We start from the raw sequence: 17,409 nt of genomic DNA, 5'->3' as shown, positions 1-17,409 counted from the left end.
GCGACTCCTGAGGGGGAGAAGGGGGATCACCCTGGTGGTGGCAGGGCGTCGAGCGGGTGCGGGTGCGGGTGCGGATGTTCGAGGTGCGGGTGTTCCGGGTGCGGATGTCGCCCGTGCAGGCCCTCCAGTCGTGCCAGCACGGTGTGTGCCTCGGCCATGACGCGGGCGACGAGCTCCGCACAGGACGGCAGATCCTCGATCACCCCCGCGACCTGGCCCGATGCCATGACGCCGAGGTCCGTACGGCCCTCGACCATGGACGCCTTGAGGAGCATGGGGGTGTTCGCGGCGAGCAGGACCTGGCTCCAGGACAGGTCCTTGCCGTGTTTCATCGCGAGGCCGTCGCGCACCATCTGCGGCCAGGACAGCCCGGAGAGCCTGCGGAAGGCGGCCGCGTGCCGGACCGCCCGGGCCAGCGCCCGGCTGCGGCCCGCCCGCTCGAGGGATGCGACCAGCTCGGTACGGAGCATCCGGTGCGGCAGCCCGTCCACGGCCGTCGTCACGGTGACGTCCTTGACGCCCGCCGCCAGGTACCGGGCCTTGACCGCGTCGGGGACCGTGGAGTCCGAGGTCAGCAGGAAGCGGGTGCCCATGGCGATGCCCGCCGCCCCGTACGACAGCGCGGCGACCAGCCCGCGGCCGTCGTGGAAGCCGCCCGCCGCGACCACCGGGATGTCCACGGCGTCGACGACCTGCGGCAGCAGCACCGTCGTGGCCACGTCCCCGGTGTGCCCGCCGCCCTCGCCGCCCTGCACGATCACCGCGTCGGCCCCCCACGCCGCGACCTTCTCGGCGTGCCGCCGGGCCCCGATCGAGGGGATCACCACCACACCCGCGTCCTTGAGCTGCGCAATCAGCTCCTTGGACGGGGCGAGCGCGAACGAGGCGACCCGTACGCCCTCGTCGATGATCAGCCGGACGCGCTCGGCGGCGTCCCCCGCGTCGGCGCGGAGGTTGACCCCGAACGGGGCGTCCGTACGGGACCTGACCTCGCGGACCGCCGCACGCAGCTCGTCCACGGTCATCGTCGCCGAGGCCAGGATGCCCAGAGCGCCCGCGTTGGCGGCGCCCGAGACCAGCCGTGGCCCGGCCACCCAGCCCATGCCCGTCTGCACGATGGGGTGCTCGACACCGACCAGTTCCGTGAAGGCCGTCCGTATCGCCGTCGTCATCGCCTCAGACCCGCACTTCCCGCTCGCGCAGGCCCTTGGGGTCGATCACCTCGCGGATCAGCGCCAGCTCCCGCGCCGTCGGCTCACGGGTGAACGGGACGTCGGCGGCCACGGCCAGCTCGAACCCGGTCGCCGCCCGCACCTGCGCGACGGTGACACCCGGGTGCACGGAGGCCAGCCGCATGCTGTGACCGGGGCCGGTGAAATCGAAGACGCCGAGATCGCTGACCACCCGCGGGAGTCGGTGGAAGCGGGTCACCCCGGCCGCCTCCGCCCGGTCGTAGCCCACCCCGCTCACCATGTCGACGCGCTCGACGAACACCCGCGGGGAATGCTTCGGGACCCAGTAACTCACCGGATTGTTGAGGGTGTTGACGGGCGCTCCGCGCACCCCGAGGAGCTGGCGGGCCGGCCGGGCCCAGTCGCCGATGCAGGAGATGTTCTGGTTGCCGAACCGGTCGATCTGGCTGGCACCCATCATCACGTGCCGCCGCCCGCCGGTGACCATCGTGAGGTGGCGGCGGTACGGGAGCCAGCCCTCGGCCTCGCCGCCGAGGCCGACGAGCAGGGCCTCGCCGTCGGTCAGGAGCAGGTCGGGCGAGAACGTCCGCTTCGCCAGCCGGGCCCCGAACGACGGGATCAGGCCCATCGGGCTGGCGAGCACCTCGCCGTTGCCGCGCCAGGCCTCGGCGCAGGCGATCACGCAGTACTCCGCCCGGGAGGCGGCCGTCGCTGTGCTCACTTCTGCTCCTCGTGCCAGGCCTGGACGGCCGACTGGTAGGCGTGCTCGCTGCCGCCGGCCAGGAAGCGGGCGGAGAACTCCGGCCAGGGGGTGGTCGCGTACAGCTTCTGGAAGGCCTCGTCGCGCTCGTGGTCGGGGACGCAGGAGGTGAAGTGCGCCCCGTTCGGCGTCTCGACGACACCGGTCACGGAGTGCCGGCTCACCAGCAGCGACTGCGGCGGGCCCGCCTTGGACAGCTCGGCGGTCTCCACGAGCTGCTCGCAGGAGAGGTAGGCGGAGTCGGCGGCCTCGCAGAACAGGTCGTCGAAGTACGGGTCCGGGCCCAGGTACTGGCCGTTGCCGAGGCGGTCGGCGCGGTTGAGGTGGACCAGCGCGGCGTCCATGCGCAGGGCGGGGACGGCGACGAGCTCCTCGCCGTCGGCGTAGGGGGAGGTGACGGTGCGCAGCTCGGGGTTGACCCGCATGACGTCGGAGCCGAGGCCGGCGCGGACGGGGAGGAAGGGGAGGCGGTTCGCGGCGGCGTGCAGGCCCCACATGAACATGGCCTCGTCGAGCTCGGTGAGGGTGAAGGCGCCGCTCTCGCGGGCCGCCCGGAAATGCGGCTCCAGCGGAATGGAGTCGAGCGTGGCGAAGGGCGCGACGAGCTTGCGGATCCGGCCGGCGGCCGCGAGCAGGCCGACGTCGGGGCCGCCGTACGAGATCACGGTGAGATCGGTGATCTCGGAACGGAGCAGTGCCCGCACCAGGGCCATGGGCTTGCGCCGCGAACCCCAGCCGCCGATGCCCAGGGTCATCCCGCTGTGCAGCTGCCCGACCACCTCTTCGGGGGTCATCGTCTTGTCGGTCATGAGCGCTCCTTCCCTGCGAGCTCTCCCGCTGCGGGCTCTCCGAAGGTGTCGCGGACCCGGTCGGCCACCCCGCTGAGGTTGGCCTCGAAGGTGAACCCCTGCTCGAAGCGGTAGCTGCGCCGCACGTCGACGGGGTCGATGCCGTTGATGGCCGCCTTGGCCAGCCGGATCAGGTAGCCGTCCTTCTGCGCGATCTCGGCGGCGAGTTCCAGGGCCGCCGCCCGCAGCTCCGTACGCGGGACCACCCGCCACACCGAACCGTGCGCGTGCAGTTCGGCCGCGGTGGCGGTGCGCGAGGTGTAGTACAGGGCGCGCATCAGGTGCTGCGGGACGAGGCGGGCCAGGTGGGTGGCGGCGCCGAGGGCGCCCCGGTCGAGCTCCGGGAGCCCGAAGGTCGCGTCCTCGCTCGCCACGATCGCGTCGGCGTTGCCGACGAGACCGATGCCGCCGCCCAGGCAGAACCCGTGCACGGCCGCGACGACCGGTACCTCGCACTCGTACACGGCGGCGAAGGCCTCGTAGCAGCCGCGGTTCGCCCCGATCAGGGCGGCGTGGCCGGTGTCGCGCTGCATCTCCTTGATGTCGACGCCGGCGTTGAAGCCGCGGCCCTCGGCGGCCAGCACGACACACCGGGTCTCCGGGTCGCGGCCGGCCGCGCGCAGGGCGTCGGCGAGGTCGTACCAGCCCTGCACGGGAAGCGCGTTGACGGGCGGGAAGTCGACCGTGACAAGTGCGATGCCCTTGCCGGGGCTTGAGGTGGAGACACCCATGAGAGGATCAGCTACCTTTCCACCAAACATTTGTTAGGTGAGGAAGGTAGCAGCCTATGGAGCTCGACGGGAGGGTTGTCGTCGTCACCGGCGGAACCCGCGGCGTCGGCGCCGGCATCGCCCGGTCGTTCCTCGAGGCGGGCGCGGAAGTCGTCGTCTGCGCCCGCCGCCCGCCGCACGAACCGGTGCGCGCGGACGGGCGCACGGCCTCGTTCACCGCACTGGACCTGCGCGATCCGGCCGCCGTGCAGGAGTTCTTCGAGGCGGTCGGGCGCCGGTACGGGCGGCTCGACTGCCTGGTGAACAACGCGGGCGGGACCCCGTACCGGCTGCTGGGGGAGGGCGAGGCGCAGCGGCACGCGCGCGTCGTCGAGCTGAACCTGGTGGCGCCGATGACGGCCGCGCTGGCGGCGTACCCGCTGCTGCGCGCGGCGCACGGCTCGGTGGTGATGATCGGCAGCGTCAGCGGGACCCGGCCCTCGCCCGGGACGGCCGCGTACGGGGCGGCGAAGGCGGGGCTGGAGAACCTGGCCCGCTCCATGGCCGTGGAATGGGCGCCCGAGGTACGGGTGAACTCGCTCGTGCTGGGCATGGTGCGCACCGAGCTCGCGCACCTGCACTACGGGGACGAGGCGGGGATCGCGGCCGTGGGCGCGACGGTCCCGCTGGGCAGGCTGGCGGAACCCGCGGACGTCGGGGCGGCGGCGGTGTTTCTGGCCTCCGGTCGGGCGGGGTATGTCAGCGGGGCGAGCCTGCTCGTGCACGGGGGCGGGGAACGCCCGGCGTTTCTGGATGCGGCAACGGTCAACAAGGAGAGCTGAGATGGGACTTGCCGAGGGTCGTGTGGTCATCGTGACGGGCGCGGGACGAGGGCTGGGCCGGGCCCACGCGCTGGCCTTCGCGGCCGAGGGGGCCAAGGTCGTGGTCAACGACCTCGGAGTGGGCCTCGACGGGACGCCGGGGGAGGACAGCCCGGCCGGGCAGGTGGTCGCGGAGATCCGGGCGCAGGGCGGCGAGGCGGTGGCGCACGGCGAGGACATCGCGTCCCCGGAGGGCGCGTCCTCCCTGGTCGGGGCGGCCCTGTCGGCGTTCGGCCGGCTGGACACGCTGGTCAACAACGCCGGGTTCCTGCGGGACCGGATGCTGGTGAACCTGGAGGAGGCGGACTGGGACGCGGTGATGCGGGTGCACCTGAAGGGGCACTTCCTGCCGCTGAAGTACGCGGCGGCGCACTGGCGGGCCGAGGCGAAGGCGGGTCGGGCGGTGGCGGCGCGGGTGGTCAACACCTCCTCGGGGGCGGGCCTGCTGGGCTCGGTCGGGCAGGGCAACTACAGCGCGGCCAAGGCCGGCATCCTCGGCATGACGCTGGTCGCGGCGGCGGAGATGGGCCGGTACGGGGTCCAGGTCAACGCGATCGCCCCGGCGGCGCGGACGCGGATGACGGAGCAGACGTTCGCCGAGACCATGGCGGAGCCGGGGGAGGGCGCCTTCGACGCGATGGCCCCGGAGAACGTGTCGCCGCTGGTGGTGTGGCTGGGCTCGGACGCCTCGGCGGGGGTCACGGGCCGGGTCTTCGAGGCGGAGGGCGGCCGGATCACGGTGATGGAGGGCTGGCGCCCCGGCCCGACGGCGGACCGCGGGGCCCGCTGGACCCCGGCCGAGGCGGGCGAGACCGCGACGAAACTGCTCGCGGAATCCGAGCCCCCGCACCCGGTCTACGGAGCCGAGTAGCAGGGGCGCAGGATCAGGACTCCGACAGGCGGGCCGCCGCGCGCAGTTGGCGGGCGTTGGAGCCCTGGAGGAAGCGGATCACGGTTTCCAGCTCCGCCGTCGTGAACTCCTCGCACAGCTCCGCGACCTCACGGGCCCAGTCCTCGAACACCGGCCGGATCTCCGCCAGCCGCTCCGGCAGCGCCTCCACCAGGACCCGCCGCTTGTCCGTCGGGTGCTTGACCCGGCGGACAAAGCCCTTGCGCTCCAGCCGGTCGACCAGGCCCGTCACCGAGGCCGGGGCCAGTCCCGAGTGCTGGGACAGCTCCTTCGCGGTCAGCGGGCCGCGCCGCATGAGCAGGTCCAAGGTCTTGGTCTCGGTGGCGCTGAGCCCCTGCTTGGCGGCGGCCGCCTCGTGGAACACCACGGTCGCCGCGCTCGTCTCGCGGCCCGTGCGGTTCAGCTCGGCCAGTACCGCTGCCCGGCGGGGGTCCGTCTCGTCGCTCATGGCATCCACCGTATCAAGTGTTTAGTTCGGGCGAACGAAAGAGTTGCGATCACGCGCGGCCTCGTGTCAGTCTTTCGTTCGTCCGAACGAAATACTTTGGAGCCCGCCATGCCCACGCCTGTGCCCCTGCCCGCGCCCCTGCCCGTGCCCCCGACTCGCTACCCGCGCCGCTGGGCCGCCGCCGTCGTCATGATGGTCGCCGCCCTCATGGACCTGCTCGACGTGACCATCGTCAACGTCGCCATCCCCGCCATCGGCCGCGACCTGCACGCCTCGCAGAGCGCCCTGCAGTGGCTCGTCTCCGCCTACCTCCTCGGCTTCGCCGCCACGCTGATCGTCTCCGGGCACCTCGGCGACCGGTACGGGCGCAAGGCCCTCTTCCTCGCCGGGACCGCCGGCTTCGGCCTCGCCAGCCTCGGCTGCGGCATCGCACAGAGCCCCGGCCAGCTGATCGCCGCCCGCGCCGTGCAGGGCGTCATGGCCGCCCTGCTGACGCCCCAGGTGCTCGGCTCCTTCCGCACCCTGTTCCAGGGCAAGGAGCGCGGCGCCGCCTTCGGGATGTACGGGGCCGTCGCCGGCTTCGCCTCCGCCGTCGGACTGCTGCTCGGCGGCCTGCTCACCGACGCCGACCTCTTCGGCTGGGGCTGGCGGTCCGTCTTCCTCGTCAACGTGCCCGTCGCCCTGGGCGCCTGCGTGGCCGGAGCCGTGCTCGTCCCCGCCACCCGCGAACGCGGCGCCGGCCGCCCCGACCTGGCCGGCAGCCTCGTCCTCGCCGGCGCCCTGATCGCCGTCGTGCTGCCGCTCGTGCAGGGCGAGGCGGGCGGCTGGCCGCTGTGGGGCTGGCTGTGCATGGCCGCCGGGGTCCTCGCCGTCATCGGCCTCGGCGTCCTCGAAGCCCGCCGGCACGGGACGGCGACCGTACCGCTGCTGCCCGCCCGCGCCTTCCGGCTCCCCGCCTTCTCCGTCGGCCTCGCCGTCCAACTGCTCTTCGCCGTCGGCATGCAGGGCTTCTTCCTGGTCTTCGCGATCTGGCTGCAGGGCGGCGAGGGCTACACCCCGATGCAGGCCGGCGTGCTCACCGTCGCCTTCTCCGTCGGCGGCTTCCTGACCGCCCCCGTCGCCGACACCCTCGCCGTCCGCTTCGGCCGCCTCGTGCTCGCCGCCGGCGCACTGCTGATGGCGGGCGGCTTCGCCGGGGTCTGGTACGCCGTCTGCGCCTCCACCGCCGCGCACACCGGCGCCTGGCCGCTCGTCCCCGGCCTGCTCGTCGCGGGCGCCGGACTCGGCTTCCTGGTCGTGCCGCTGGTCAACGTCGTCCTGTCCGCCGTCCCCGCCGACATCGCGGGCGGGGCCTCCGGAATCTTCTCCACCGCCCAGCAGTTCGGCGGCGCCCTCGGCGCGGCCGTCATCGGCAGCGTCTTCTTCGGGGCCCTCGCCGACGGCGGCCCCACGCACGCACTGACCACCGCCATGCCCTGGGTGACCGCCGGATTCCTGCTCAGCGCCGTGCTCTGCCTGGCCCTGCCCCGCACGGCGGTGTCCCCCGAACCCGCGCCCTCGGACGCCGCACCGGTGCCGGCGTAACCGGCCGCAGGGGGAGCGGCGGATCGAGCTCCCGGGCGGGCCCGGCACAGGAAACGGCCCCGGCCCCCTGGCGGGGGGGTCGGGGCCGGATCCTTCACTCGTGCGATGGGGTATGACTACCCACCCCGGCCATGACTTGAACCGCTCTCAGCCGACAACTTGTCCCTCGTCCGCGCCGCGTTCGCCGGGCCCCGACTCCGGTCAGGTGTCGCAGTCCAGCACCGTGCGGCACAGCCCGCAGCGGGCGCGCACCGGCCCGCGCACCGGCAGCCGCAGCCGCTGCCCGCACACCGGGCACGGGAAGCTCACCCGCGCCCCCGCCGGGTGCTCCTCGAAGCCGTAGGAAGCCCCCGGCGAGGCGACGCCCGCCCGCCGGTCCCGGGCGTAGCGGCGCCGCTGCGCCCGGTCCGCGGCGGCCAGGGGGGCCCGGCGCAACTCCCGCCCGGCGAGCGCGCGGCCGCGCACGTACGCCTCGTACGCCTGGGGGCTGGTGAACCAGGTGGAGGGGTCCTCGCCCCCGCCGAGCAGGAGGGTGCGCCGGGCGAGGACGTAGCCGAACTCCTCGGGGGTGAGGTAGCCGAGCTTCTGGTGGGTGAGCTCGTCCTCGCGGTAGGCGTCGAGGAGCAGCCAGCCGGTTCCGAGGTAGGCGGCGGCGGTGTCGGTGAGGATCTCGTTGTCGGCGGTGGCGGGGAAGCGCAGGTCCAGCCGGTGCAGCAGGACGTGCGTGACCTCGTGGGCCAGGGCGGCCGCCAGATCGCGGCGGTGCGTGCGGAAGCGGTCGTTGACCTCGATGAAGTACTCGGGCCCCGCGGCCAGTTCCACGGTGGCGGCCTGCTCCATCGCCCGGAAGCAGACCACCATCCGGGCATCGGGCAGCCGCAGCGCGCGCACGATCGCGGAGGCCACGCGGTGCGCGCCGAGGTGGAGGTCGTCGTCGGCGGTGAAGGCGGCCTCGGCGGGCGCGAAGCTCGTGTCGTACGCCCGGATCCCCTCGTACGAGAGCCGCCGGAACAGTGCGGTGATCGCGGCGCGGACGGTGTCGAGATGGGGAAATCCGTGCTCGATGGGGCTGCCGTGCCTGGCGAGGCTCACGTTCTGCGTCATGCCGCCCCCCGCGCCGCGCAGCGTCCCGCAGGTTGTCCGAAAAGGCGTTCTTGATGTCCGGTGAGAGGCGGGTGTGACATGTACATGTCATTCACCCGATGACGCGCACGGCCCAACCCCCCACGAAAGGCAGTGTGTTGACCGTGTCCACTCTTGCCGCACTCATCAAGCGCAGCCTCGCCGTCGGCGCAGTGGCCCTCGCCGCCGTCAGCCTCCAACCCGGCGCCGCCAACGCCTCCCAGGCCCCCGTCGTCGGCGGCACCCGCGCCGCCCAGGGCGAGTTCCCCTTCATGGTCCGCCTCTCCATGGGATGCGGCGGCGCCCTCTACACCCAGCAGATCGTCCTCACCGCGGCGCACTGCGTCAGCGGCTCCGGCAACAACACCTCCATCACCGCCACCGCCGGAGTCGTCGACCTCAACAGCTCCAGCGCCATCAAGGTCAAATCCACCAAGGTCCTCCAGGCCCCCGGCTACAACGGCAAGGGCAAGGACTGGGCCCTCATCAAGCTCGCCAAGCCCATCAACCTGCCCACCCTCAAGATCGCCGACACCAAGGCCTTCGACAACGGCACCTTCACCGTCGCCGGCTGGGGCGCCACCCGCGAAGGCGGCGGCCAGCAGCGGTACCTGATGAAGGCCACCGTGCCGTTCGTCTCCGACGCCAGCTGCCAGAGCTCGTACGGCAGCGACCTCGTTCCCAGCGAGGAGATCTGCGCCGGGCTGCCCCAGGGCGGCGTCGACACCTGCCAGGGCGACTCCGGCGGCCCGATGTTCCGCCGCGACAACAACAACGCCTGGATCCAGGTCGGCATAGTCAGCTGGGGCGAGGGCTGCGCCCGGCCCGACTTCCCCGGCGTCTACACCGAGGTCTCCACCTTCGCCACGGCCATCAAGAACGCGGCCGCGACCCTCTGAGCCCCACGCTTCGTCCTTCCGGCCGAGCACACCCGGTACACCCGGGCGGCCGGAAGGACGCGGCGCGGTGCACCGTACGCACACGAGGCCCCACGGCCTCGAGGCCGCCCGGCGGCCCGCCGGCCGGGACGGTCCACGCATCGTGATCGTCACCACCTCCGGCCTCGACGAGTACGCCCACGCCGCGCTCCACGGAGGAGCATCCGGCTTCCTCCTGAAAGACGCCAGCCCCGCGATGCAGGTTGAGGCGCTCCGCCCGGCGGCCGCCGAAGACTCCCTCGTCCCACCCGCCACCACCGTACGACTGCGGCGCGAAACCGCCCCCCGGGCCACCGCCGCCGAGGCGGCCCGCCGGCCCGGCGACGCAGGCCGCCCCGCCCGCCCCTCCCACGACGCCCATGCGGCGGCCACGGCCTCGCCGGCAAGGCCGAACGCGCCCGAGCCCCGGGCGGCTCCCCACCGCCGGCCCCGCCTCCGAAGGAGGCCGGCAGGTCACAGCCGTCAGCCCCCGCTGATCGGCCCACCACGGACCCCGTCCGTCTCACGGACCGACTCGCCCGGGAACCACACGCGAACGCCACGTATTCTCGGGAACCATGAACCACAGCGCCCCCGACGAAGCCGCCGAGACCGGCGCCATCGACGAGAACGTCACCGCCGAGCTGGCCCGCCTGCGCGACAGCATCGACAACATCGACGCCGCCGTCGTCCACATGCTCGCCGAGCGTTTCAAGTGCACCCAGCAGGTCGGCCACCTCAAGGCCAAGCACCAGCTGCCGCCGGCCGACCCGACCCGCGAAGCCAGCCAGATCGCCCGCCTCCGCGAGCTCGCCGAGAACGCCAAACTCGACCCCGCGTTCGCCGAGAAGCTCCTCAACTTCATCATCGCCGAGGTCATCCGCCACCACGAGACGATCGCTGCGGGCGAAGAGTAGGCCGGAGCAGACGACCGGGGCCCACCCTTCGGGCAGCATGGGCCCCATGTCCGCACTGACGCGCAACGAAGCGCAGCTCCGAGCACAGCTCCTCGACGTCCACCACTACGCCGTCACCCTCGACCTCACCGGCGGCGACGACACCTTCGAATCCACGACCGTCATCCGGTTCACCGCCCGCACCGCCGCGGACACCTTCGTGGAGCTGAAACCGGACGAACTGCACTCCGCCGAACTCGACGGCAACCCCCTCGACCCGGACGCCCTCGCCGACAACCGCCTCCCCCTCACCGGCCTCGGCGAAGGCCCCCACGAGCTGCGCATCGCCACCCGCATGCGCTACTCCCGCACCGGCGAAGGCCTCCACCGCTTCACCGACCCCGCGGACGGCGAGGCGTACGTCTACACCCAGATGTTCATGGACGACATCCAGCGCGTCTTCCCGGCCTTCGACCAGCCCGACCTCAAGGCCGTCTTCGAGTTCACCGTCACCGCCCCCGCCCACTGGACCGTCCTCGCCAACGGCATCACCGAGCGCACCGGCCACCGCACGGGACATCCCTCCGGCGACGGCGCCGGCATCTGGAAGTCCGCCCCCACCCCCGTCATCTCCACCTACCTCGCCGCCGTCGCCGCCGGCCCCTGGCACAGCATCCGCACCGAACACGCCGGACTCCCCTTCGGCATCCACTGCCGCCGGTCCCTCGCCCCCCACCTCGACGCCGACGCCGAGGAAATCCTCTCCATCACCACCGACTGCTACGACCGCTACCACGAGAAGTTCTCCGAGCCCTACCCCTTCGACTCCTACGACCAGGCCTTCGTCCCCGAGTTCAACGCCGGCGCCATGGAGAACCCGGGCCTCGTCACCTTCCGCGACGAATTCGTCTTCCGCTCCGCCGTCACCGACACCGAACGCCAGACCCGCGCCATGGTCATCGCCCACGAGATGGCCCACATGTGGTTCGGCGACCTCGTCACCCTGCGCTGGTGGGACGACATCTGGCTGAACGAGTCCTTCGCCGAGTACATGGGCTACCAGACCCTCACCGAAGCCACCCGCTTCACCGGCACCTGGACCGAATTCGGCGTCAACCGCAAATCCTGGGGCTACGACGCCGACCAGCGCCCCACCACCCACCCCGTCGCCCCCGACCCCGACGCCGTACCCGACACCGCCAGCGCCCTCCTCAACTTCGACGGCATCTCCTACGCCAAGGGCGCCTCCGCCCTGCGCCAACTCGTCGCCTGGCTCGGCGAGAAGGACTTCCTCGCCGGCATCAACACCCACTTCACCCGCCACAAGTTCGCCAACGCCTCACTCGCCGACTTCGTCGAATCCCTCGCCGCCCACACCGACCGCGACGTCCACGCCTGGGCCGACATCTGGCTGCGCACCACCGGCATCGACACCCTCACCCCCCGCATCGAGGAGAGCCACGGCGGCTGGACCCTCACCGTCGACCACCGCGGCACCCGCCCCCACCACATCGCCGTCGGCCTCTACGACCGCGACCCCGACAACACCCTCGAGCCGCGCGAACCCCTCACCGTCGACGTCCCCTCCGACGAGATCGTCTCCGTCAGCGGCCCCCGCCCCGCCCTCCTCGTCCTCAACGACGGCGACCTCAGCTACGCCAAGGTCCGCCTCGACGACACCTCCCTCGAAACCGCCCTGCGCAAGCTGTCCGCCGTCCCCGGCCCCCTCACCCGGGCCGTCGTCTGGAACTCCCTGCGCGACATGGTCCGCGACGGCGAACTCGAACCCGCCGCCTACCTGGCCACCGCCGGCGCACACCTGCCCGAGGAAGCCGACCTGGCCATCGTCCAGGGCGTCCTCGCCTTCGCGCGCCACCACATCGCCGACCGCTACCTCGCCCCCGAAGACCGCACCGAAGCCCTCGCCACCCTCACCCGCATCGCCCGCAGCCTGCTGCGCCGCACCGAGGACGGCTCCGACCCCGGGCTGCGACTCGCCGCCGTACGCGCCCTCATCGACGCCGCCGCCCAGCCCGACACCCTCGCCGCCTGGCTCGAGGACGACACCGTGCCCGGCGGCCCCGAACTCGACCCCGAACTGCGCTGGCGCATCCTCGCCCGGCTGTCCGTCCTCGGCGCCGTCGGCGAGCGCGAGATCGACGCCGCCCTCGCCGCCGACCCCAGCGCCACCGGCGAGGAAGGCGCCGCCCGCTGCCGCGCCGCACTCCCGACCGCCGAGGCCAAGGCCGCCGCCTGGGAGCGCCTCTTCCACGACGACTCCCTCTCCAACTACCTCTTCAGCGCCACCGCCCAGGGCTTCTGGCAGCCCGAACAGGCCGACCTCGTACAGGACTACGTCCCCCGCTTCTACGTCGACGCCATCGCCCTCGGCGCCCGCCGCGGCCCCGCCATCGCCGAAGCCGCGGGCCGCTACGCCTTCCCCGGCCACGCCGTGGACGAGGACAACCTCGAGGCCGGCGACACCGCCCTCGCCGACCCGTCCATCGTCCCCGCCCTGCGCCGCAAGCTCGTCGACCAGCTCGACGACCTGTCCCGGGCCCTCCGCGTCCGCGCCTCCTGACGCCCCCGACGCGCCGCTTCCCCGGCCGCCGCCCCCGCCGACACCGGCCGGGGCCGGCGGCCGGTCCCGTTCCCGCGCCGCGGTCCCGCCGCCGCGCGGCAAACAACATCCGGACAAACCCCGGGGTTACCCCGTTCGGGTCTGATCGTTGTACCCGTCGGGCCCCCAGGCTGTCACCGCAGCAGCGCCCGCCGCCAGGTCGTCCCTTCCGGATCCCGCCCGACCCGCGGCGTGATCCGGAAGAGACGGCCCGGGCACCCCACGACAGGGCCGGCCCCCTGCCGCAGACCCGTTCCCGTGAGGACACCGCATGACCGCGCCGCCCGGCACCCCGCCGCCCCCACCCCACCCGCTCGCCGGCGGCCGCCTCGGCGCCGAAGCCCTGCGGCCCCTCCTCGACACCGTCCTCGAAGCCCTGCACACCGGAGCCCAGGAGCGCGGCGGGCCCCTTCCGGCCGGCGGCCCCGACGCCCTTGCGGCCCGCGTCGCCGCCGCACTGGGCGACGTACTCCCCGAAAAGGGCCACGGCGACCACGAGGCGCTCCGGACCCTCGTGCACACCCTCGCCGCCGGCGCCGCCGACCCCGCCGACCCCCTGTACGCGGCCCACCTCCACGGCCCGCCCCTCGCCGTCGCAGCCGCCGCCGACCTCGCCGCCTGCGCCCTCAACCCCTCCCTCGACTCCTGGGACCAGGCCCCCGCCGCCTCCGCGATCGAAGCCCTCCTCACCCGCACCCTCGCCGCCGAGTTCTACGCCACCCCCCGCCCCGACGCCCTCGTCACCACCGGCGGCACCGAAGCCAACCAACTCGCCCTGCTCCTCGCCCGCGAACGCCACGGACCCGGCCTGACCGTCCTCCACGGAGACAGCGCCCACCACTCGATCCCCCGCGCCGCCTGGCTCCTCGGCCTGCCCCCCGCCACCTCCCTCCCCACCCCCGGCGGCACCCTCGACCCCGCCCGCCTCGCCGAAACCCTCGCCGCCACCCCACGGCCGGTCCTCGTCACCGCCACCGCCGGCACCACCGACGCCGGCCTCATCGACCCCCTCGAACCCATCGCCGACCTGTGCGAGCAGTACGGCGCCGACCTCCACATCGACGCCGCGTACGGAGGCCTCCTCGCCCTCAGCCCCCGCCACCGCACCCGCGTCGCAGGCCTCGGCCGCGCCCACTCCCTCACCATCGACCTGCACAAACTCGGCTGGCAACCCGTCGCCGCAGGCCTCCTCGCCGTCCCCGACACCGCCCTGCTGGCCCCCCTCGCCCACCAGGCCGACTACCTCAACGCCCCCGACGACACCGACGCCGGCCTCCCCGACCTCCTCGGCCGCTCCCTGCGCACCACCCGACGCCCCGACGCCCTCAAAATCGCCGCCACCCTGCGCTCACTCGGCCGCGACGGCCTCGCCCACCTCATCGACCGCACCTGCGCACTCGCCCACCACCTCGCCCGCCTCCTCGACGCACACCCCCGCTTCGAACTCCACGCACCCCCCACCATCAGCACCGTCCTCTTCCGCCCCACCCACACCGACGACACCCACCTCGCCGCCCTGCGCCGCACCCTCCTCCTCGGCGGTCACGCCGTACTCGGCCGCGCCACCGCCGACGGCCGCCTCTGGCTCAAAGCCACCCTGCTCAACCCCCACACCACCACGCGGGACCTGGACGCCCTCGTCACCCTCCTGGAAGGCAGCACCCACCGATGACCGCCCAGCTCGATGCACCCCACGACCTCGTCGGAATCGGCATCGGCCCCTTCAACCTGTCCCTCGCCGCCCTCGCCCACGGCCTCCCCCACCAAGGCGCAGGCGAACTCGCCACCGCCTTCTACGACCAGTGCCACGACTTCCGCTGGCACCCCGGGCTCCTCATCGACGGCACCACCCTCCAGGTCCCCTTCCTCGCCGACCTCGTCACCCTCGCCGACCCCACCAGCCCCTGGACCTTCCTCAACTACCTCAAGCACAAGGAACGGCTCTTCCCGTTCTACTTCGCCGAGCAGTTCCACATCCAGCGCGCCGAATACGACGCCTACTGCCGCTGGGTCGCCGGCCGCCTGCCCGGACTCCACTTCGGCCACCAGGTCGACGCCGTCCGCTGGAACCCCGAACGCGACCTCTTCGAAGTCGACCACACCCAACTCGACACCGACGGCGAAGCCGAAGCCCTCGGCCGCACCTACACCCGCAACCTCGCCCTCGGCATCGGCACCGCCCCCTACGTCCCCGAACCCCTGCGCCCCCTCGCCGAAGCCCCCACCGTCCCCGTCATCCACTCCGCCGACTACCTCGACAACCGCCTGCGCATCCTCGGCGCCGACCACGTCACCGTCATCGGATCAGGCCAGTCCGGAGCCGAGGTCTTCCTCGACCTGCTCCGCTCCCGCCCCGCCGGCCGCGAACGCCTCACCTGGCTCGCCCGTACGCCGTCCTTCGCCCCCATGGAGTACTCGAAGCTCGGCCTCGAACACTTCACCCCCGACTACACCCGCTACTTCCACGCCCTGCCCGAACCCGTACGCGACCAGCTCGTCCCCGCCCAATGGCAACTCCACAAGGGCATCGACGCCGCCACCATCACCGCCATCCACGAGGAGCTCTACCGCCGCACCCTCCACGGAGGCTGGCCCGACGCCGTCCTCACCCCCGGAGTCAGCGTCCGCACCGCCGGCCGCGTCGCCACCACCAAGGTCGAACTCCACCTCGAACACACCCAGCAAGGCACCCGCTCCCGCCTCACCACCGACGCCGTCGTCCTCGCCACCGGCTACAAGGAACGCCCCCTCACCAGCCTCCTCGCAGGCCTCGACCCCTACCTGCGCAAGGACGCCTCCGGCCGCCCCCGCATCGACGAACGCCACCGCATGGTCCTCGACCCGTCCGTCACCGGCAGCGTCTTCGTCCAGAACGGCGAACGCCACACCCACGGCGTCGGAACCCCCGACCTCGGCCTCGCCGCCTGGCGCAGCGCCGCCATCCTGAACACCCTCACCGGCAAGGAGCCCTACCCCCAGCCCACCCGCACCGCCTTCACCACCTTCGGCCTCGAACAGCGGGAGCACACCCGCCCCCGCCCCGCCGGCGAACTCCGCCCCCTCGTCGACCACCCCTGAGAGGTCCTGCCGCCAGGTGATCGAGCCCCGCCCCCGCACGCCTCGGGGCCGCCACGAGGCCGCCACGAGGGGCGGGAACGTTACCGCTACAACTATCCGCGCGGGTCGAACGTCTCTTCTGTCGAAGAAACGTTTCCAGGGGGTTTTGTCTGTGAAGTTTTCCCGGATCGCCGCAGCGGTCACCACCGCCGCCCTTGCTCCGGCCGTCCTCATCGCGTCACCGGCGTTCGCCGCCGGCCCCGACGCCCCGGCCGCCGGCAACCAGCCGGCACCGACCACGCCGGACCGGCCCGGGCCCGACCAGGCCGAAGAGGACCGCAAGACCATCCTCGCGATCATCGCCCACCCGATGGCCAGCGAGTTCATGAAGGAAGCCGGCCACAAGGCCATCGCCGACGGCCCGCAGGCCATGCGGAAGTTCATCGAAGTCGACCAGCACAACATCCGCATGGACGACTACCGCATCGCGATCCTCCGTCTCCTCCCCCACGCGGGCCCCGGCCTGAAGGAGGGCATCAACAAGGTCCTCAGCAGCGGAGACGACATCGAAAAGCTGCGCCACTTCTACGACGTGACCCAGCACGAGCTGCGCGACGACGACAACGAGGTCGAGATCTCCCGACTGATCGGCACCGGCGGCCCGGCCGTGAAGGAAGCCGGCAAGAAGGCACTGCGGGGCACCCCCGCCGACCGCGCGGAGTTCCTGAAGACCGGCCGGTTCCACGCCCAGGCCTCCGACGACCTGGTCGAACTGGCCCGCATCGACGAAAGCTGGGACGGCCCGATCCTCACCGAGGCCATCAGCAAGCTCATGAGCGGATCGCCCACCCCGGCCGAGCTGCGCCACTTCCTGGAAGTGACCCAGTACGAGCTGCGCGACCAGGACAACCGCGTCGCCATCGCCAAGATCATCGACGGCGCCGGTCCGGAACTCCTCAAGGCGGGCCGCGCCGCACTCGCGGGCACCGCCGCCGACCGGGCCGAGTTCCTCACGACGGGCCAGCACGCGGCCCGCGCCAAGGACCAGGCCGCCAAGGACCAGGCGGCCAAGGACAAGCCCGCCCCCGGCAAGGACGGCCAGGAACAGGGCAACGGCTCCGGCACGGGCGCCGCCACCGGCGCCGCGACCACCGGCAACACCGCCACCACCGCCCAGGGCCACAACGGCGCACCCCTCGCCACCACGGGCGCCGGCGACCACACGACCCTGATCGCGGGCGGCGCGGGCACCGCCCTCATCGCCGGCGCCGGACTGCTGCTCGCCGCCCGGATGCGCCGCGCCGGCGCAGAACGCTGACCGAACCCGCACCCACGAGGGTGGGCGGCCGCAGCACGCCACGGCCGGCCACCCCCGCCCCGCCTCGAACACCGCCACCCCGGCCCGGGTCAGCCGCCAGTCCACCGACGCGAACCTTGCCTGGTCGATCGTTCCCTTCTCATTC

Annotated in this window: 15 protein-coding genes; 9 read left to right on the top strand and 6 right to left on the bottom strand. The window is 73.0% G+C overall.

Going from position 1 to position 17,409, the window contains the following annotated elements:
• Window positions 1-26: 26 nt before the first annotated feature.
• From ACZ49B_RS03080 to ACZ49B_RS03065, 4 genes are read right to left on the bottom strand one after another with little or no spacing between them, the layout of a single operon-like run.
• Entirely contained in the window at window positions 27-1,160 is a 1,134-nt protein-coding gene (locus tag ACZ49B_RS03080) for an NAD(P)H-dependent flavin oxidoreductase (protein ID WP_468300737.1), read from the bottom strand.
• Window positions 1,161-1,176: 16 nt separating this feature from the next.
• The gene (locus tag ACZ49B_RS03075; protein ID WP_468299890.1) at window positions 1,177-1,914 is read right to left on the bottom strand and encodes a CoA-transferase subunit beta; all 738 of its coding nucleotides are present in this window, start codon (window positions 1,912-1,914) and stop codon (window positions 1,177-1,179) included.
• On the bottom strand, window positions 1,911-2,762 hold the full coding sequence (locus tag ACZ49B_RS03070) for a CoA transferase subunit A (protein WP_468299889.1): 852 nt from the start codon (window positions 2,760-2,762) through the stop codon (window positions 1,911-1,913). The genes ACZ49B_RS03075 and ACZ49B_RS03070 overlap by 4 nt, the downstream gene beginning before the upstream one ends.
• Window positions 2,759-3,532: an enoyl-CoA hydratase family protein gene (locus ACZ49B_RS03065; protein WP_468299888.1), complete on the bottom strand. Its 774-nt coding sequence runs from the start codon at window positions 3,530-3,532 to the stop codon at window positions 2,759-2,761. The genes ACZ49B_RS03070 and ACZ49B_RS03065 overlap by 4 nt, the downstream gene beginning before the upstream one ends.
• Window positions 3,533-3,588: 56 nt before the next feature.
• Between ACZ49B_RS03065 and ACZ49B_RS03060 the strand changes: the two genes are divergently transcribed.
• Window positions 3,589-4,353, top strand: a complete 765-nt coding sequence (locus tag ACZ49B_RS03060) for an SDR family oxidoreductase (RefSeq protein WP_468299887.1) — start codon at window positions 3,589-3,591, stop codon at window positions 4,351-4,353.
• 1 nt (window position 4,354) lies between these two features.
• Entirely contained in the window at window positions 4,355-5,263 is a 909-nt protein-coding gene (locus ACZ49B_RS03055) for an SDR family oxidoreductase (RefSeq protein WP_468299886.1), read from the top strand.
• A 13-nt stretch (window positions 5,264-5,276) separates the two neighbouring features.
• On the opposite strand, the gene ACZ49B_RS03050 is transcribed toward ACZ49B_RS03055, so the two are convergent.
• Entirely contained in the window at window positions 5,277-5,750 is a 474-nt protein-coding gene (locus tag ACZ49B_RS03050; protein WP_468299885.1) for a MarR family winged helix-turn-helix transcriptional regulator, read from the bottom strand.
• A gap of 108 nt (window positions 5,751-5,858) precedes the next feature.
• Here ACZ49B_RS03050 and ACZ49B_RS03045 point away from each other — a divergent pair, with 108 nt between their 5' ends.
• Window positions 5,859-7,334, top strand: a complete 1,476-nt coding sequence (locus tag ACZ49B_RS03045) for an MFS transporter (RefSeq protein ID WP_468299884.1) — start codon at window positions 5,859-5,861, stop codon at window positions 7,332-7,334.
• A gap of 201 nt (window positions 7,335-7,535) precedes the next feature.
• Here ACZ49B_RS03045 and ACZ49B_RS03040 read toward each other — a convergent pair whose 3' ends face one another.
• On the bottom strand, window positions 7,536-8,438 hold the full coding sequence (locus tag ACZ49B_RS03040; RefSeq protein WP_468299883.1) for a hypothetical protein: 903 nt from the start codon (window positions 8,436-8,438) through the stop codon (window positions 7,536-7,538).
• Window positions 8,439-8,572: 134 nt separating this feature from the next.
• Here ACZ49B_RS03040 and ACZ49B_RS03035 point away from each other — a divergent pair, with 134 nt between their 5' ends.
• The 6 genes from ACZ49B_RS03035 to ACZ49B_RS03010 all read left to right on the top strand — a co-directional run bounded on the left by ACZ49B_RS03035 (window position 8,573) and on the right by ACZ49B_RS03010 (window position 17,264).
• Entirely contained in the window at window positions 8,573-9,355 is a 783-nt protein-coding gene (locus ACZ49B_RS03035) for a serine protease (RefSeq protein ID WP_468299882.1), read from the top strand.
• A gap of 596 nt (window positions 9,356-9,951) precedes the next feature.
• Window positions 9,952-10,290 carry a chorismate mutase gene (locus ACZ49B_RS03030; protein ID WP_468299881.1) on the top strand — a complete coding sequence of 113 codons (339 nt, stop codon included), beginning with the start codon at window positions 9,952-9,954 and terminating at the stop codon, window positions 10,288-10,290.
• A gap of 46 nt (window positions 10,291-10,336) precedes the next feature.
• Window positions 10,337-12,850, top strand: a complete 2,514-nt coding sequence (gene pepN, locus ACZ49B_RS03025) for an aminopeptidase N (RefSeq protein WP_468299880.1) — start codon at window positions 10,337-10,339, stop codon at window positions 12,848-12,850.
• A 310-nt stretch (window positions 12,851-13,160) separates the two neighbouring features.
• On the top strand, window positions 13,161-14,561 hold the full coding sequence (locus tag ACZ49B_RS03020) for a pyridoxal phosphate-dependent decarboxylase family protein (protein WP_468299879.1): 1,401 nt from the start codon (window positions 13,161-13,163) through the stop codon (window positions 14,559-14,561).
• On the top strand, window positions 14,558-15,967 hold the full coding sequence (locus tag ACZ49B_RS03015) for a lysine N(6)-hydroxylase/L-ornithine N(5)-oxygenase family protein (protein WP_468299878.1): 1,410 nt from the start codon (window positions 14,558-14,560) through the stop codon (window positions 15,965-15,967). Before ACZ49B_RS03020 ends, ACZ49B_RS03015 begins: the two co-directional genes overlap by 4 nt.
• Before the next feature lie 151 nt (window positions 15,968-16,118).
• Complete coding sequence (locus ACZ49B_RS03010) at window positions 16,119-17,264, top strand: ALF repeat-containing protein (RefSeq protein ID WP_468299877.1); 1,146 nt, start codon at window positions 16,119-16,121, stop codon at window positions 17,262-17,264.
• Window positions 17,265-17,409 lie beyond the last annotated feature (145 nt).

This window comes from Streptomyces sp. NPDC031132 (assembly GCF_055570595.1).
Note: the sequence above shows the minus strand (reverse complement) of the source record. Positions and strands in the feature narration are given on the sequence as shown.

Excerpts from the sequence above, each read along its gene's own strand:
- ACZ49B_RS03040 (WP_468299883.1), bottom strand. The coding sequence starts at position 8,438 with ATGACGCAGAACGTGAGCCTCGCCAGGCACGGCAGCCCCATCGAGCAC.
- ACZ49B_RS03045 (WP_468299884.1), top strand. The coding sequence starts at position 5,859 with ATGCCCACGCCTGTGCCCCTGCCCGCGCCCCTGCCCGTGCCCCCGACT.
- ACZ49B_RS03020 (WP_468299879.1), top strand. The coding sequence starts at position 13,161 with ATGACCGCGCCGCCCGGCACCCCGCCGCCCCCACCCCACCCGCTCGCC.
- ACZ49B_RS03065 (WP_468299888.1), bottom strand. The coding sequence starts at position 3,532 with ATGGGTGTCTCCACCTCAAGCCCCGGCAAGGGCATCGCACTTGTCACG.
- ACZ49B_RS03050 (WP_468299885.1), bottom strand. The coding sequence starts at position 5,750 with ATGAGCGACGAGACGGACCCCCGCCGGGCAGCGGTACTGGCCGAGCTG.
- ACZ49B_RS03060 (WP_468299887.1), top strand. The coding sequence starts at position 3,589 with ATGGAGCTCGACGGGAGGGTTGTCGTCGTCACCGGCGGAACCCGCGGC.
- ACZ49B_RS03030 (WP_468299881.1), top strand. The coding sequence starts at position 9,952 with ATGAACCACAGCGCCCCCGACGAAGCCGCCGAGACCGGCGCCATCGAC.
- ACZ49B_RS03055 (WP_468299886.1), top strand. The coding sequence starts at position 4,355 with ATGGGACTTGCCGAGGGTCGTGTGGTCATCGTGACGGGCGCGGGACGA.
- ACZ49B_RS03015 (WP_468299878.1), top strand. The coding sequence starts at position 14,558 with ATGACCGCCCAGCTCGATGCACCCCACGACCTCGTCGGAATCGGCATC.
- ACZ49B_RS03070 (WP_468299889.1), bottom strand. The coding sequence starts at position 2,762 with ATGACCGACAAGACGATGACCCCCGAAGAGGTGGTCGGGCAGCTGCAC.
- pepN (WP_468299880.1), top strand. The coding sequence starts at position 10,337 with ATGTCCGCACTGACGCGCAACGAAGCGCAGCTCCGAGCACAGCTCCTC.